12 protein-coding genes are annotated in these 16,148 nt (G+C 72.1%); 8 read left to right on the top strand and 4 right to left on the bottom strand.

Annotated features, from left to right (window positions below):
• Positions 1-35 precede the first annotated feature (35 nt).
• The 3 genes from GVN67_RS00875 to GVN67_RS00865 form a co-directional block, all read right to left on the bottom strand.
• On the bottom strand, positions 36-2,909 hold the full coding sequence (locus GVN67_RS00875; protein ID WP_159992368.1) for a response regulator: 2,874 nt from the start codon (positions 2,907-2,909) through the stop codon (positions 36-38).
• Between the two features lie 38 nt (positions 2,910-2,947).
• Positions 2,948-4,012, bottom strand: a complete 1,065-nt coding sequence (locus GVN67_RS00870; RefSeq protein ID WP_159992367.1) for a glycosyl hydrolase family 8 — start codon at positions 4,010-4,012, stop codon at positions 2,948-2,950.
• Positions 4,013-4,169: 157 nt separating this feature from the next.
• Entirely contained in the window at positions 4,170-5,471 is a 1,302-nt protein-coding gene (locus tag GVN67_RS00865; protein ID WP_159992366.1) for an O-antigen ligase, read from the bottom strand.
• 161 nt (positions 5,472-5,632) lie between these two features.
• Here GVN67_RS00865 and GVN67_RS00860 point away from each other — a divergent pair, with 161 nt between their 5' ends.
• The gene (locus GVN67_RS00860) at positions 5,633-6,181 is read left to right on the top strand and encodes a DUF2585 domain-containing protein (RefSeq protein ID WP_159992365.1); all 549 of its coding nucleotides are present in this window, start codon (positions 5,633-5,635) and stop codon (positions 6,179-6,181) included.
• A 4-nt stretch (positions 6,182-6,185) separates the two neighbouring features.
• On the opposite strand, the gene GVN67_RS00855 is transcribed toward GVN67_RS00860, so the two are convergent.
• On the bottom strand, positions 6,186-6,950 hold the full coding sequence (locus tag GVN67_RS00855; RefSeq protein ID WP_159992364.1) for a class II aldolase/adducin family protein: 765 nt from the start codon (positions 6,948-6,950) through the stop codon (positions 6,186-6,188).
• 214 nt (positions 6,951-7,164) lie between these two features.
• Between GVN67_RS00855 and GVN67_RS00850 the strand changes: the two genes are divergently transcribed.
• From GVN67_RS00850 to GVN67_RS00820, 7 genes are all read left to right on the top strand, one after another.
• On the top strand, positions 7,165-9,357 hold the full coding sequence (locus GVN67_RS00850; protein WP_159992363.1) for a N,N-dimethylformamidase beta subunit family domain-containing protein: 2,193 nt from the start codon (positions 7,165-7,167) through the stop codon (positions 9,355-9,357).
• Positions 9,358-9,502: 145 nt separating this feature from the next.
• Positions 9,503-11,047: an ABC transporter substrate-binding protein gene (locus GVN67_RS00845; protein ID WP_159992362.1), complete on the top strand. Its 1,545-nt coding sequence runs from the start codon at positions 9,503-9,505 to the stop codon at positions 11,045-11,047.
• Positions 11,048-11,072: 25 nt separating this feature from the next.
• Positions 11,073-12,017, top strand: a complete 945-nt coding sequence (locus GVN67_RS00840) for an ABC transporter permease (RefSeq protein WP_159992361.1) — start codon at positions 11,073-11,075, stop codon at positions 12,015-12,017.
• A complete protein-coding gene (locus GVN67_RS00835) occupies positions 12,010-12,912 on the top strand; it encodes an ABC transporter permease (RefSeq protein ID WP_159992360.1) in 903 nt (300 codons plus the stop codon). Before GVN67_RS00840 ends, GVN67_RS00835 begins: the two co-directional genes overlap by 8 nt.
• Positions 12,909-13,901: an ABC transporter ATP-binding protein gene (locus GVN67_RS00830; protein WP_159992359.1), complete on the top strand. Its 993-nt coding sequence runs from the start codon at positions 12,909-12,911 to the stop codon at positions 13,899-13,901. Before GVN67_RS00835 ends, GVN67_RS00830 begins: the two co-directional genes overlap by 4 nt.
• Entirely contained in the window at positions 13,898-14,902 is a 1,005-nt protein-coding gene (locus GVN67_RS00825) for an ABC transporter ATP-binding protein (RefSeq protein WP_159992358.1), read from the top strand. Before GVN67_RS00830 ends, GVN67_RS00825 begins: the two co-directional genes overlap by 4 nt.
• A gap of 32 nt (positions 14,903-14,934) precedes the next feature.
• Positions 14,935-15,954 carry a succinylglutamate desuccinylase/aspartoacylase family protein gene (locus GVN67_RS00820; protein ID WP_159992357.1) on the top strand — a complete coding sequence of 340 codons (1,020 nt, stop codon included), beginning with the start codon at positions 14,935-14,937 and terminating at the stop codon, positions 15,952-15,954.
• The last annotated feature ends 194 nt before the right edge of the window (positions 15,955-16,148 follow it).

Here is a 16,148-nt window from a genome sequence, read left to right as displayed (position 1 = left end):
GTCGAGAAAATCACCTCGCGCGAAAGTTGTAACGCTCAGGCTGCGGCGGGCGGGGCCAGCAGGGCGGCCAGGCGCAGGCCGAGCTCGGCGGTGCCGACCGGCTTGGCCAGCAGCGGCAGCGCCTCGGCGGCCAGGGCCTCAGCGGCCAGGGCCTCGGGCTGCGGGGTGAAGGCGGAGACCAGCAGCACCGGCAGGCCGGGCTGGCGGGCGCGCAGCTCCGCCGCCAGCCGCACGCCGCTGAGCCCGCCGGGCAGCACCACATCGGTCAGCAGCAAATCGGGGCGGGTGCCCTCCGCCACGGCGCCGAGCGCGGCCGGCCCGTCGGCGACGGCGGTGACGGCATAGCCGAGCTCATGCAGCTGCCCGGCCATGCGGGCGCGCAGCGGCGCCTCGTCCTCGACCAGCAGCACATGCGCGGCCAGCGGCGCGCGCGGCGGCGCGGGCGGCGCCACCGGCAGCAGCAGCGCCAGGCGCCAGCCGCCGACCGGCCCCTGGGGTGGCACGGGTTCCGCCCGCAGCAGCCCGCCCTGGCGGCGTGCGAAGCCGGCGATGGCGGCCAGGCTGTCTTCCGACAGCGGCTCGACCGGGCCGGCAGGCGCCCGCCAGCCCGGCGGGCCGCGGCCCTCGAGGCGCAGCGCCAGGGCCTGCACCGGGCGGGCATGGCCGGGGTCGCCGCCGACCGGCAGCGGCAGGCGGCCCTCATCCAGGCTGAGCGCCAGCCGGCCGCCCGGCGGCAGCAGCTCGGCGAGGTGCCCCAGCATGCCGAGCAGCGCATCCTCCAGCGCCGCCGGCGCCAGCATCGGCCGCGGCAGGCCTTCCGGCGCCGCCAGGGTCAGCGTCAGCTCGGGGCCGAGGGCGCGGCGCAGCACCGGCAGGAAGTCGCGCAGCCGGGCGGCCAGGTCGGTCGGCTGCGGCGGCCGCGGATAGGGCCGCGCCATGTCCTGCAGCCGGTTCCACTGCGCCGTGCCGCGCTGGCTGGCGGCCAGGATCTGCCGGGCGAGGCCGGCCAGGCCCGGGGCGCGGTCGCGCAGCGCCGCCTCCAGCGTCTCGGCCTGGGTGGCGACCTGGGCCAGCAGCCCGCGCACATCGGCGCCGAGCCGCCCGGCCATCCGGCCCGCCAGCGCCAGCCGCCGCTGCTGCAGCCGGCGGGAGGGGGGCGTCGGCGCCTCGGCCAGCGGCCGCAGATACAGCGCGACGCCGTCGCCGGCCGGATGCGCGATCAGCCGGAAGCGGCGGTCCAGCGCCGGCAGGCCGGCCTCGAAATCGGCGCGCTCGGCGCGGGCGGCGACGCGGTGCAGCCGGGTCAGGGCGCAGCCGGCGGCCAGGTCGGGCAGGCGCTGCCACAGCACCTCGGCCTGCAGCGGCCGGGCGGCATCGCCCAGCAGCCGCCGCGCGGCGCCATTGGCATAGGTGATGCGCCAGTCGAGATCGAGCGCCAGGAAGCCGTCATCGAGCGATTCCAGCACCGCCTCGACCCGGGCGCGGCCGCTCTCGGCCTCCTCCACCGCGGCGCGCAGGGCGCCGATCAGCCCGCGGTTGCGCAGCGCGATCTCGGCCAGGCGGGCCAGCGGCTGCAGGGTGGCGATGTCGTCGGCGCTGAACGCCGCCCCACCCCCATCGGCGCCACCGTCCGGGCCGGCCAGCAGCAGCAGGCCGAGCGGCGCGCCCTCGGCATCCTGCAGCGGCAGGGCGAGCGCCGGCAGCCGGCCGGCGGCGGCATCGCCGGGCAGCAGCAGCGGCGCCGGGCCGGCGGCCAGGGCGGGGGTCGCGGCCAGCACCTGCAGCCGGGCGCGCTCGGCTTCGGGCAGCGCGGCGCCGGGGGCGAGGTCGAGCACCGGGCGGCGCGGCAGCCCGTCCTGCAGGGCCAGGGTGGCGAAGCCGGCGCCGCCGGCGCGGCGGGCCAGGCGGGCGATGCGCTGCAGCATGTCCGGCAGCTCGCCCTGCAGGCCGATCTCGGCCGAGGCCTGGGCCAGCTCCTCCAGCCGGCGGCTGGCGGCGGCCTGGCTGGCCAGGCGGCGGCCGGCCTCGCGCAGCAGCAGCCAGGCGCCGGCGCCGATCGCCAGCAGCGACAGCCCGGTCAGCAGCACCGCCCAGCGCGCCCGCCGGATCCAGGGGGCCAGCGCCGCGGCCTCCTGCTGGGTGGCGAGCTGGATCGCCGGCAGGCCGGGCAGGGCGGCGGCGACCGCATAGGCGGGGCCGGCCGGCAGCAGCAGCGCGCCGCGCCAGGCCAGCGGGCCGGCGACGCGGGCGGCCTCCGGCAGGCCGGGCAGCGGCAGGCCCAGCGCCTCGGGCCGTGGCGGCAGGCTGGCCAGCAGCCTGCCCTGGCGGTCGAGCAGCGCCAGCCCGCTGCCGGGCGGCAGGCCGATCCGGGCATAGGTGGCCTCGACCAGCCGCAGCGGCAGCAGCGCCATGGCCACCTGGCCGCCCGGCAGCCGGCGCAGCAGCGGCAGCAGCGGCCCGACGGTGCTGCGCAGCAGCGGCGCCAGCACCAGCTCCGGCACGGGCGACAATCCGGCGATGGTCGCGGCCAGCGGGGCCAGGTCGGGGGCGGCGAGGTAGCGCGCGGCCTGCGGCGTCAGCAGGCGCAGCTGGCCGTCGGCGGTGGCCAGGGCCAGGACGGCGCCGGCCGGGCCGGCGCGCTCGCGCCGCTCCATCTCGGCGCTGGCGGCGCCGGGCTCGGCGGGCAGCAGCTGCAGCCCCTGCATCAGCCGGTCGAGGCTGTCGAGCAGCGTCGCCGCCTGGTCGGCCATGGCGGCGGCCCAGGCGCCGGCGGCCTGTTCCGCGGCGCGGGCCGAATTGCGGTGGTCGAGCCAGAGGTTGGCGCCCAGCCCGCCGGCCAGCAGCAGGGCGATGGCGCCGACCGCCGCCAGGCCGCGGCGGCGCCAGGGATAGGCGGCGGAGCCGGTCACGGGGACGACATCACCGGCGGCGGGAGGCGCGGCGCGCCTCAGGCCATCGGCGGGCGCTCGAAGGCGGCCATGCGCGACAGCAGGGTCAGGGCGGCGGCGTAGTAGTGCGGCGCGTGGCGGACCTGCGGCAGCTCCTCGGCGCGGGCGCTGGGCTGGCCGACCAGCTGGGCGATGGCGCGCATGCCATGGTCGGCCGGATAGGGCGAGACGCCATTGGTGCCGAACTCGGTCCAGGCCGGCATGCTGACCGGGGAGGAATGCCAGAAGCTGAGCGCCGCCTGCGCCGCCGGCTCGTCGCCGAGGCCGGCCCAGGCCAGGTAGAGCGGCACGCGGACGGCGTCGTAGGAGAAGCGCGGCGGCCAGCCCCAGGCAGGCTTCGGCCGCTCGCCATTGGCCACGCGCACCCAGTCGGCCGGCAGGCCCCAGCGGCCGAAGCGGGCCTCGCGCAGCAGGGCGACGCCGTGCTGGTGCAGCTCCATCCAGCGGCCTTCCGGCATCAGCGCGGCCATCGCCGGGAAGGCGGGGAAGACATAGTAGGAGGGGTTCACCACGACATAGCCGGCATGCTCGAAGCCATAGGCGGCGGGCAGCAGCACGGCGCGGCCATCGACCTCGCGCACGCAGAGCCGGTGCAGGTCGCGGGCGATGGTGCGGGCATCCTCCAGCAGCTCCGGCCGCTTCCAGCGCTTGGCGGCGCGGTACAGCGCCCAGGCCATGCACAGGTCGCCGTCGGTGGCGTTGTTCATGTCCTCGACCGGGCGGGTCCGGTTCGGCTTCCAGCTCCAGGCGGTCAGCGAATCGTAGGGCCGGCGCATGGTCATCCGGGTCCAGTTGTAGACCCGGTCGAAGGTGGCCTCGTCGTCGAAGGCGGTGGCCAGCAGCATGGCCCAGCCCTGGCCCTCGGAATGCGACTGGTCCTTGTTGCCGGTATCCACCACGCGGCCGGCATCGGTCATGTAGATGCGCTTGAAATCGGCCCATTCGGCCGGGCCGGACATGGTCGGCTCCAGCACCAGCTCGGCATGGCCGGACAGGCGCGGCGTCACGCTCAGCACCAGGGCGCTGAAAGCAAGCAGGCTGCGCCGCTTGACCGAGCCAGACATGGTTTGTCCTCGCGTGTGCCCCGGATCGATTCCGCGGCGCTCTGATAGCAACTCGTTTACCGTTGCATCCTATGCGAGCACAAGCCTTTGTGCGCACCCCGCGAAAAATGCCGTTTTCGCCCCAGTTGCAGGGGTTTTTCGGAAATCGGGCAGCAACCTATGGTTGTCTCGCGGGTTTCTGATGGTTCTCCTGCGGCGCGTCCTGCAGGGCCTGGGCCAGCACCACGGCCAGGGCCAGGCTGCACAGCCACCAGCCCTGCCAGGCGCCGAAGCTGGCGAGAAAGGTGACGAATCCCGAGACCAGCATGCCCAGCGGACCGGCGCCGAGGCGCAGCAGTCCGGCCTGCATCGCCAGCAGCATCACCGCCCCGGCGGCCAGCAGGCTGCCCACCGCGCCGAGCTCCAGCTTCAGCTGCAGCGGGCCGTTATGCGGGTGCAGCGGCATCAGCTTCACATGCGGGGCGGCGAACCAGTCGCGCAGGCCCTGGCTGGTGACGCCGATGGCGGCCAGGCGCCCGGCCTCCGGCCGGTCGTCGCCGCCGGGCAGCGCGCGGGAGGCCTCCATGCCCCAGCCGAGCAGCGGCTTCTCCGCCGCCCGCTCGGCGCCGAAATGCCAGATGACCAGGCGGTGGATGGCCGAGGGCGGCAGCCGCTCGGCGACCGGGGCCACCTTGTCCAGCAGCGTCGGCAGCAGCGGCGGCGTCGCCAGGATGATGGCGGCCAGCGCCAGCCCGACCACCGCCGCCAGCCGCCCCGGCGCCCAGCGCTGCAGCAGCGCCGCCAGCCCGGCGGCGGCCAGGCCCGCCACCACGGCGATCCGCGCGGTGTCGCCGGGGATGGCCAGCAGAAGCAGGCCGCCCAGCAGCGGCAGGCCGAGGCGCAGGGCCGGGCGCCAGGGGGTGGCGGCCAGCAGCGGCAGCAGCAGCGCCATGACCGAGGCCGCCGGCTTCAGCCCGAAGGCCAGCTGCGGCGTCGGCTCGGCGATGCCGCGCACCGCCGCCCGGATCATCGAGCCCGACAGGTGGTCGGCCAGCGCCAGCCCGAGGCCGAGGAACAGCCCGGCCGCGAGCGCATAGGGCAGGGGCGCGCGCGCCTCGGGGCCGCTCTGCGCGACCGCCCGGGCAGCGGCGGCGGCCAGGAAAACAAGTCCTGCAAAGGAGAGACCGTCCTTCAGGGCGCGGGCCGGCTCCGGCGCCCAGGCGGCCGAGGCGGCGCCCCAGAGCCCGAGCAGCAGCCCAAGGCCGAGCGCCGCCTGGCCGGGGGTCAGCCCGGCGCCGGCGCGCAGCGGCCAGGGCCAGCGGCCGCTCTCGCGCCGGGCCAGCAGCACGGCGGCGACCAGGGCGACCAGCCCGATCGGCGCCATGGCCTTGGATTGCAGCACGGCGATGGCGGGGGCCAGCAGGGCCGCCAGCAGGATCGGCGCGGTCGGCGCCGTCCAGATGATGCGGGGTATCGGCATGTTCAGGACGCCGCGGCTTGCAGGCCAGCGGCGCGCGGGCTGTAACCGGAGGGAGCCAGGCACGGGGTCGAGGCAGGAGGGAAAGACATGCAGCCGGTCCTGAAGCGATGCGAAGGGGGGGCAACTTACGCGCCCGCGCTCTCTGCCCCAAGGCGGCGCGCATGAGGCGCCCCATGCTGGCGGTGCTGGGCATCGCTGTCGTCATGGCCGCGGTGCTGCTGGCCATGGGAAGGGTGCCGATCTGCACCTGCGGCGAGGTGCTGCTCTGGTATGGCCGCGCCGACGGGCCGGGCAATTCCCAGCATATCGCCGACTGGTACACCCCGAGCCACATCATCCACGGGCTGCTGTTTTATGCCGCGCTGGCCTGGCTGCGGCCCGGCTGGACGGTCGGTGCCCGAATGGTGGTCGCCAGCCTGGTCGAGGCCGCCTGGGAGGTGGCCGAGAACACGCCGATGGTGATCGACCGCTACCGCGAGGCGACGCTGGCCGCCGGCTACCAGGGGGACAGCGTGCTGAACTCGCTAGCCGACCTGGGCTGGATGCTGCTGGGCTTCGCGCTCGCGGCCCGGCTGCCCTGGAAGGTCACCCTGGCCCTGGGTGTCTTCTTCGAGCTGCTGGCCCTCTATGCCATCCGCGACAACCTGACGCTGAACGTGCTGATGCTGCTCTGGCCGATCCAGGGCATCCGCGAATGGCAGGCCGGCTGAGGCGCTATTCCTTGTAGGCCGGCTCCTCGCGGTCGAGGATGCGGCGCCAGGCGTCCAGGTGCAGCCGGGCATCGACCTTGTCGCCCCAGGGGCCGTGGTGCTTGCGCCGCAGCCCGTCCGGCAGGCGGTGCAGCGGCTGGCCGGTCTGCAGCGCGGTCAGCTGCACCATCGCCGTGCGCTCGGCGAAATAGCATTCGTCGAAGGCGTCCTCGACCCGGGGGCCCACCACGGTGACGCCATGGCCGCGCATCACCATCACCGTCTTGTCGGCCATCAGCGCCGCGATGCGGTCGCCCTCGGTGTTCTGGTGCACCGGCTCGTCGCCCTCATGGTCATAGACGATGCGGTCGTTCAGCAGCAGGTTGTTGTGGTGCGACAGCGCGAGCTCGGTGTCGCGCAGCAGCGACAGCGCGGTCAGCCAGCGCGGATGCACATGGATGACGCAGGCCGCCCCCGGATTCTGCACATGGATCCGCGCATGGATGTGGAAGGCGACCTTGCGCAGCTCGCCGCTGCCCTGCAGCACGCGGCCGTCGAGGTCGCAGACGATCAGGTCGCTGGCCCGCAGCTCCTGGAACAGGTAGCCGCGCGGATTGATCAGGAAGCGCGGCGGCCCTTCGCCCGGCAGCATCAGGCTGTTGTGGTTGCCGATCTGCTCGTTCCAGCCGAGCCTTGCCGCGACGCGGAACACCGCCGCCATGTCGCAGCGCAGCGCCCATTCCTGCTCTTCGGCCGCGCTGCTGGTGAGGTTCTGGATGGCCACGCTCATGTCCGCGCCTCGCTCTGTGCGCTGGCCAGACTGCACCCCTGGCGCGCCGCTGACCAGTGCGTTCCCGCAGCGACCCGAAAGCGCGAGGCGAAGACAGGTGTTTTCCGGAGGGGGGCTTTCAGAACCGGAAGCGCTGGGCAAGACTGCAGCCCTGCCGACGATGGAGACCGCGCATGCGCCTTCCCCCGCACCGCAGCATGGGTTGCCGCGCCGCATGACCGCCGCGCCGCGCGAGCTGCCCATCACCGGCTATCTCGACCGCTTCTCCCGCCGGCCGGGCGAGTCCCTCGCCGTGCAGGTCAGCGTGCCCTCCGGCGCCCGCTACCGCGCGCGGCTGCTGCGGGTGATCAGCGGCGATCCCAACCCGGCGGGGCCGGGGATTCGCTTCGACGATCTTTCTGCAACATTCGACGCCGAGTTCCAGGGAAGGCACCAGCCGATCGCGCTGGGCTCCTGCGCCGTCATCCCCTCCGGCCCGCGGCGCGGCCCGGGGGCGGTGACCTGGACGGTGCTGGCCTGGGCCGGCGCGGTGCCCAAGGCGCCGGCGGCGCTGCTCAGCGAGGCGCAGGGCGGCCGCCGCGTCACCCTGGCGCTCGGGCCGCAGGGGGCGGTGGCGCGGCTGGCGCAGGATGGCGCGGTGCGGGAGATCGCCACGGGCGTGCCGGTCGCGGCGCGCGGCTGGTACCGGCTGTGGCTGTCGCTGGATGCCGAGGCCGGCTGCCTCTGGCTCGGCCAGGTGCCGGTGAACCCGGCCAGCGGCGGCACCGTGGTGCTGCGCGAATCCCTGCACGGCTTTCTCCCGGTCGCCGGCGGCGGCGAGTTCCTGGTGGCCGCCGAGCGGGAAGGGGGGACGCTCGTCCGCCACTTCACCGGCAAGCTGGAGGACCCCGCGGTGTTCCCCGGCCATCGCGAGACCTGGCCGCGCCCGCTGGACAACCCGCCATCGCCCCTGGCGCTGTGGGACTTCTCCGCGGGCATCGCCAGCCAGACGGTGCTGGATACCGGCCCCCAGGCCTGCCACGGGCGGCTGCTGAACGTGCCGACGCGGGCCGTGGTCGGCGCCCGCTGGTCGGGGGAAGAAATGTGCTGGCGCCATGCGCCGCGCGACTATGCCGCCATCCATTTCCACGCCGACGACCTGGGCGATTGCGGCTGGCAATCCGACTTCCTGTTCCGCATCCCCGACGGGCTGCAGAGCGGCGCCTATGCCCTGCGGCTGACCTGCGCCGGCGGCGAGGATTTCTTGCCGTTCTACGTGCTGCCGGCGCGGGGGGAGAAGCCGCGGGCGAAGGTCGCCTTCCTGGCCTCGACCTTCACCTACCAGGCCTATGCCAATCATTCGCGCGGCAATGCCGACGCCGCCTACCGCGCCCGCGTCGCCGCCTGGGGCGCCTATCCGCACAACCCGGATGATTTTCCGCTCTATGGCCGCTCGACCTACAACCGGCATCCGGACAATACCGGCATCGCCTTCTCCTCGCGGCTGCGGCCGATGCTGACCATGCGGCCAGGTTTCCTGACGTTCAACGACGCGCGGGGCTCCGGGCTGCGGCACTACCCGGCCGACACCCATCTGCTGGCCTGGCTGGAGGCGCAGGGCATCGACTTCGACGTCGTCACCGACGAGGACCTGCACGAGGAAGGCGTCGGGTTGGTTGCGCCGTACAACGTCGTGCTGACCGGATCGCATCCCGAATATCATACCTCGCAGACGCTGGACGCGCTGGGCGCCTTCACCGCGTCGGGCGGAAAGATGGTGTATCTGGGCGGCAACGGCTTCTACTGGCGCATCGCCTGCGTGCCGGAGCTGCCCGGCATGATCGAGCTGCGCCGCGCCGAGGGCGGCATCCGCGCCTGGGCCGCCGATCCGGGCGAATACTACCACCAGCTGGACGGCGCCTATGGCGGGCTGTGGCGGCGCAACCGGCGGCCGCCCCAGGCGCTGGCCGGCGTCGGCTTCTCCGCGCAGGGGCTGTTCGAGGGCACCTATTACCGCCGCATCGAGGCCGGGCTGACGCCGGAATTCGCCTGGGTCTTCGATGGTGTCGACGAGGAGAAGATCGGCGATTACGGGCTGTCGGGCGGCGGTGCGGCAGGCTTCGAGCTCGACCGCGCCGATGCGGCGCTGGGCTCGCCGCCGGGGACGGTGGTGCTGGCCCGCTCGGTCGAGCCGCCATCCTCCTTCGTCACCGTTCCGGAAGAGCTGCTGTCGCATCTGGCCACCGTCTCCGGCGAGCCGCCCGAGGCGCTGAAGCGCGGCGAGCTCGCCTATTTCGAGACCCCCGGCGGCGGCGCGGTCTTCGCCGTCGGCTCCATCACCTTCTGCGGCAGCCTGTGGCGCGACGACGGCTTCGACGGCCCGGTCAGCCGGCTGCTGCTGAACGTGCTGCGCCGCTTCATCGGTTGAAACATGAAATAGGATTGACGGCGCAACGCCCTGCTTCGAAGCTTGCCCCGAGGCTTCAAAAGAAACGACGAAACAACTGGGGATTCTCGCGATGCAGCGATCCTTGCTGGCGTCCTGCGGCCCTGCGTCCTTCGGGATCGCGGGCTTGGTCTTGGCGGCGGGGCTCGCCGCGACGCCGGCCGCCGCCGCCCCCTTCCAATGCCCGCAGCGCGGCGGCGACCTGGTCTTCGGCCAGGAGGCCAATGTCAACAGCCTGGACCAGATGACGTCCAGCACCATCTCCACCCGCAACATCGCGATGAACATCTACGAATCGCTGGTGACGCGCGACGAGAACAACCGGCCGATCCTCGAGCTGGCCGAGAAGATGGTCGAATCCGACGACCACCTGACCTATACCTTCACGCTGCGCAGCGGCGTCACCTTCCACAACGGCAAGCCGATGACCTCGGCCGATGTCGTCGCCTCCTTCGACCGCTACAAGCGGATCGGGTTGCAGCGCAGCACGCTGGACAATGTCGACCGCTGGGAGGCGCCGGATGCGGCGACCTTCGTCATCCGCATGAAGGTGGTGCAGCCGACCTTCATCGAGGCGCTTTCTTCTTTCAGTGTCCCCATCGTCATCATCCCCGCCGAGCACAAGGATGACGCGCCGCAGCAGCTGCGCCCCATTGGCACCGGGCCTTTCCGGCTGCTGGAATTCACCCCCGGCGCCCAGGCCCGGCTCGGCCGCTATGACGGCTACAAGCCCAATACCGCCTATGAGCAGGCGACCGGCTTCGGCGGCTACAAGCAGGCCTGCCTCGACACGGTGACCTTCCGCATCGTGACCGAGGCCTCGGCCCGCGTCGCCGGCCTCGAGACCGGCGAGCTGCAGGGCGTCGAGGACGTGCCCACCAAGGCGGTCGCCGCGCTGCGCGCCAACCGCAACGTCACCGTGCTGCCGCTGGAGAACTGGTGGATCCAGATCGCCCTGCCCAACACCGCGACGCCGCCCACCGACAACCTGAACTTCCGCCGCGCGGTGCAGGCGGCGCTCGGCGCCGAGGACATCATGGATGCCGCGACCGACGGCAATTTCCGCCTCAATGTCGGCTTCCAGTTCCCGAACCAGCCGAGCTACACGGATGCCGGCAAGCAGTTCTACAACGTCAACGACGTCGCCGCGGCCAAGCGCTTCCTGGCGCAGTCGCCCTACAAGGGCGAGCCGATCACCATCCTGACCAACCGCGACTATCCGGCGATGTACAACGCCGCCCTGGTGATGCAGCAGCAGATGCAGGCGGCCGGCATCAATGCGCAGCTGCGCGTCGTCGACTGGCCGACCTCGGTGCAGATGTCGCAGAAGGTCAACAGCAACGAGTGGCATTTCTTCCACTCCGGCTGGGGCACGCAGCCGGCGCTGGGCGCGCTGGCGACCATGCAGTTCCTGGCCTCCCCCGGCGCCAACTACCGCCCGCGCGACGACCGCGGCGACCCGGATGTCGAGGCCGCCTGGAACGACATGAACACCAAGCCGACGGAAGCCGAGCGCAACGCCGCCTTCGCCCGCATGCAGCAGCTGGTGATGGAGCGGGCGCTGGCCTATCCCTTCGGCTCGCTGACCAAGGTGCAGGCGACGCGGGCCACGGTGAAGGGTTTTCGTCCATTTCGCATCCCGCGCTTCTCTAACGTCTGGATGGAGCGGTGAAGGAGGCGGCTGAGGGCGTGGCGCCATGATGGGCGTCGCGCTGCGGCGGCTGGCCAGCGCCTTGCCGGTGCTGCTGCTGGTCAGCCTGATCACCTTCGGCATGATGCGGCTGATCCCGGGCGACCCGGCGGCCGCCATCGCCGGCCTGTCGGCGACGCCGCAGCAGGTGGCGCAGATCCGCGCCGATCTCGGCCTGGACCAGCCCTTCCTGGCGCAGCTGTTCCATTGGTATGGCGGGCTGCTGCAGGGCGACCTGGGGCGCTCCATCCTGATGGGCCGCGGCGTCTTCGCGGTGACGATGGAGCGGCTGCCGGTGACGCTGGGGCTGTCGGCCTACGCGCTGGTGCTGACGCTGATCATCGGCCTGCTCTGCGGCATCGCCGCCGCGCTGCAGCAGAACACGCTGGTCGACCAGATCGCCATGATCTTCGCCATGATCGGCATCTCGGTGCCGAGCTTCTTCCTCGGCCTGGTGATGATCATCGTCTTCGCCGTCCATCTGGGCTGGTTGCCGACCGGCGGCTACGTGCCCTTCGCCCAGGACCCCTGGGGGTGGTTCCGCAGCGTCACCATGCCGGCGATCTCGCTGGCGCTGCTGCAGGCCGGGCTGCTGGCGCGCATCACCCGCTCGACCATGCTGGAGGTGATGCGGCAGGACTATATCCGCACCGCCCGCGCCAAGGGCCTGCCCTATCACCAGGTGGTCTTCCGCCATGCGCTGGCCAATGCGCTGATCCCGATCACCACGGTGGTCGGCATCATCATCAGCCTGCTGCTGTCGGGCGCGGTGGTGACCGAGGCGCTGTTCTCCATCCCCGGCATCGGCCAGCTGCTGACCCAGGCGGTGCTGAACCGCGACTATCCGATGGTGCAGGGCGGGCTGCTGCTGGTCACCGCCTTCCTCGTCCTCGTCAATATCGGCATCGACCTGCTCTATGCCGTGCTGGATCCGCGGGTGCGCTATGAGTGAGGCCCTTCCCATCGCCGCCACCCCCGAACTGGCCGAGCGCGCGCCGAAGCGCCGCCACCCGGCGCTGGCCGCGCTGCGCCGGCTGTTCCGGCACCGGCTGTTCCTGACCGGGCTGGTGCTGTTCGGCATCATCGCCTTCCTGGCCGCCGCCGCGCCCTGGATCACCACGGCCGACCCCAACCGCCTGTCGATGCGCAACAAGTTCCTGCCCCCCGGCGGCGACTATGTGCTGGGCACCGACAATTTCGGCCGCAGCCTGTGGTCGCGCGTGGTCTGGGGCGCGCAGCTCTCCGTGATCATCGGCATCTCGGTGGTGGCGCTGAACGCCGTATTTGGCACGCTGATCGGCGCGCTCGCCGGCTATTTCCGCCGCGTCGACAACGTCCTGATGCGCATCAACGACGCGCTGATGGCCTTCCCGGCGATCCTGCTGGCGATCGGCGTCACCGCGATGCTCGGCCCGTCGACGATGAACGTCATCCTGGCGCTGGGCATCGTCTATATCCCGCGCACGGCGCGCATCGTCCGCGCCTCGGTCATCGTGCTGCGGGAGATGGAATACGTCCAGGCCGCGGTCGCCGCCGGCGCCGGCCATTGGCGCATCCTGCGGCACCATATCCTGCCCAATGCCATGGCGCCGATGATCGTCCAGCTCTCTTTCCTGTTCGCCTATGCGGTGCTGTCGGAAGCCACGCTGTCCTTCCTCGGCCTCGGCGCGGTGCCGCCGACGCCGACCTGGGGCAATATCATGGCCGAGGGCCGCGACTTCATGCGCGACGCCCCCTGGATCATCGCCATCCCCGGCGTCGCCCTGATGCTGACCGTGCTCGGCCTCAACATGCTGGGCGACGGCCTGCGCGACGTGCTCGACCCCCGGCTGAGGATCCAGCAATGAGCCTGCTCGAGATCCGCAACCTCACCACCGCCTTCGGCACCGAAAGCGGCCAGGTCACCGCCATCGAGGATATTTCTTTCAGCATCGAGCCGGGCGAAATCCTCGGCATCGTCGGCGAATCCGGCAGCGGCAAGAGCGTCACGGCGCTCACCGTGATGGGGCTGCTGCCACGGCCACCGGCAAAGATCCTGTCAGGCTCGGTGATGTTCGAAGGGCAGGACCTGACAAAGCTGTCCGAGCGGCAGCTGCAGAAGATCCGTGGCCCGGGGATCGCCATGATCTTCCAGGAGCCGATGACCTCGCTCAACCCGGTCTTCCGCATCGGCGAGCAGATCATGGAGACCATCCGCGCGCATGAGCGCCTGTCGCCGCGGGCGCTGCGCGAGCGCGCCGTGCAGCTGCTGGCCAAGGTCGGCATCCCGTCGCCGGAACGCCGGATGGACGACTATCCGCACCAGCTCTCCGGCGGCCAGCGGCAGCGCGTGATGATCGCCATCGCCTTGGCCTGCAACCCGCGCCTGCTGATCGCCGACGAGCCCACCACCGCGCTCGACGTCACCATCCAGGCGCAGATCCTCGACCTGCTGATGGACCTGCGCGACGAGTTCGGCATGGCCATCATGATCATCACCCACAACATGGGCGTGGTGGCGGAAACCGCCGACCGCGTGCTGGTCATGTATGCCGGCCGCATCGTCGAGCAGTCGCCGGTCGAGCGCCTGTTCGACGCGCCGCTGCATCCCTACACGCGCGGCCTGCTCGACTGCGTGCCCTCGCTCGACCACGACCGGCCGCGGCTGGTCGCCATCCCGGGCAGCCTGCCGGAGCCGGCGCGCCGGCCCTCCGGCTGCCGCTTCCGCCCGCGCTGCGGCCATGCCGTGCCGGCCTGCGCCGACACCCTGCCGGTGCTGGCCGAGCTCGCCCCCGCCCATGCCGCCGCCTGCATCCGCCTGCCGGAGATCGCCGCCCCCATGGCTGAGCCCGCATGATCCCGCCACGCCCGCTCGTCGAGGCCACGGGTCTGTCCAAGCATTTCCATGTCGGCCCCGCCGGCTGGTTCGGCCGCCGCATCGGCGGGCCGGTGCTGCGCGCGGTGGACGATGTCTCGCTCCGCATCATGCCCGGGGAAACCCTGGGGCTGGTGGGGGAGTCCGGCTGCGGCAAGTCGACCCTCGGCCGGCTGCTGATCCGCCTGCTGGAGGCCAGCGACGGCAATGTCCTGTTCGACGGCGCCGACATCATGGCGCTGGCGCCGAAGCAGCTGCGCGAGACCCGGCGCGGCATGCAGATCGTCTTCCAGGACCCCTACGGCGCGCTGAACCCGCGCATGACGGTGGAGGACATCGTCATGGAGCCCATGCTGATCCATGGCGCCAAGCCCGATGCCGCCGCCCGCGCCGCCGTCGCCGCCATGCTGGAGCGCGTCGGCCTGCCGGCCCGCGCCGCCTCGCGCTTCCCGCATGAATTCTCCGGCGGCCAGCGCCAGCGCGTCGGCATCGCCCGCGCGCTGATCCTGCGGCCGCGCTTCATCGTCTGCGACGAGGCGGTCTCGGCGCTCGACGTCTCGGTCCAGGCGCAGATCGTCAACCTGCTGCAGGACCTGCAGCAGGAGATGGGCCTGACCTACCTGTTCATCGCCCATGACCTGTCGGTGGTGCGCCACATCTCCGACCGCGTCGCGGTGATGTATCTCGGCCGCGTCGTCGAGCTGGCGCCGAAGGAGCAGCTCTACGCGGCGCCGATGCATCCCTATACCCAGGCGCTGCTGGCCGCGGTGCCGGCGCCGCATCCGGCCGGGCGCGCCGCCCGCCGCGCCGCCCGGCTGCGCGTGGTGGGCGACATGCCCAGCGCCATCAACCCGCCGTCGGGCTGCCGCTTCCACACCCGCTGCCCGCACGCCATGGCGGTCTGCCGCGAGGTGGCGCCGCCGCTGGCCGAGACCGCGCCGGGCCATCTCGCCGCCTGCCACCTGCTGACCAAGACGCATTGAGCGTCCAAAGCACCGACGGAGCCAACCGCGCCATGCCTGAACCCCGCAAGAGCCGCATCCTCTGCGATGTCGATTTCGACAAGGATGGGGCCCAGCACGGCTTCCTGCGCCTGTTCCATTCCAGCCACGCCTCGGCCTATGGCTTCCTGCCGATCCCCATCGTCGTCATCCGCAACGGCGAGGGGCCGACCGCGCTCTTCGTCTCCGGCAACCATGGCGACGAATACGAAGGCCAGGTGGCGCTGGCCAACCTGGTCAAGCGGCTGACGCCGGACGCCATCCGCGGCCGCGTCATCATCCTGCCGACGGCCAACTTCCCCGCCGCCATGGCCGGCAACCGCGTCTCGCCGATCGACAACCTGAACCTGAACCGCATCTTCCCCGGCGATCCCGACGGCTCGGTCACCCAGCAGATCGCCTATTTCATCGCCAGCGAGCTGATCCCGCGCGCCGACCTGATCTGCGACCTGCATTCCGGCGGGTCCTCGCTGCTCTACGTGCCCTGCGTGCTGACCAGCCAGGTGCCCGATCCCGCGCTCTACGCGAAGCACATGGCGGCGCTGCGGGCCTTCGGCGCGCCGCTGGCCTATGTGCAGGGCCGGGCGCAGGGACAGGGCGGCAACCAGACGCTCGGCGGCTATGCCGAGACCCATGGCATCCCGACGCTGGGCAGCGAGCTCGGCGGCGCCGGCTGCGTCACCCCGGCCGGGCTGCGCATCGCCGAGCGGGGCGTGAACAACCTGCTGGTCCATCTGGGCATCCTGCCCGAGAGCGCCCGCATCGAGGGGGAGGCCACCGAGATCTTCGGCCTCGCCGGCCAGGACCACTTCGTCTACACGCCCGAGGCCGGCGTCTTCGAGCCGCTGGTCGAGCTCGGCGACCGCGTGAAGGCCGGCCAGCCCGCGGCGCGGATCCATTTCCCCGAGACGCCCTGGGCGCCCTTCGTGGAATGCACCTTCCTCAATGACGGCTTCGTCCTCTGCAAGCGGCAGCCAGGGCGGACGCTGCGTGGCGACTGCCTGTTCGTTCTGGGGGGTGAATTCAAGGAATAGGCCAGGGGAATGAATTCCCCTGGACCCCTTCTTTTTTCTGATTTTATAGCATCAGCGCCCGCCCAAAGGTCGCGCTGTCGATGGGCCGTTTCACGTACTGTCTCCACGTGGACACGGCAGTCACCCCAGAAAGAAGAAGGGGGCTCGGGGGAATTCATTCCCCCGACCTTATTCTGTCTTCCCCGACATCTTCT

Origin of the sequence: Roseomonas sp. 18066 (assembly GCF_902706185.1) — a bacterium.
Classification (GTDB): Bacteria; Pseudomonadota; Alphaproteobacteria; order Acetobacterales; family Acetobacteraceae; genus Pseudoroseomonas.
The sequence above is the reverse complement of the archived record's forward strand: the minus strand, read 5'-3'. Positions and strand labels throughout refer to the sequence as shown.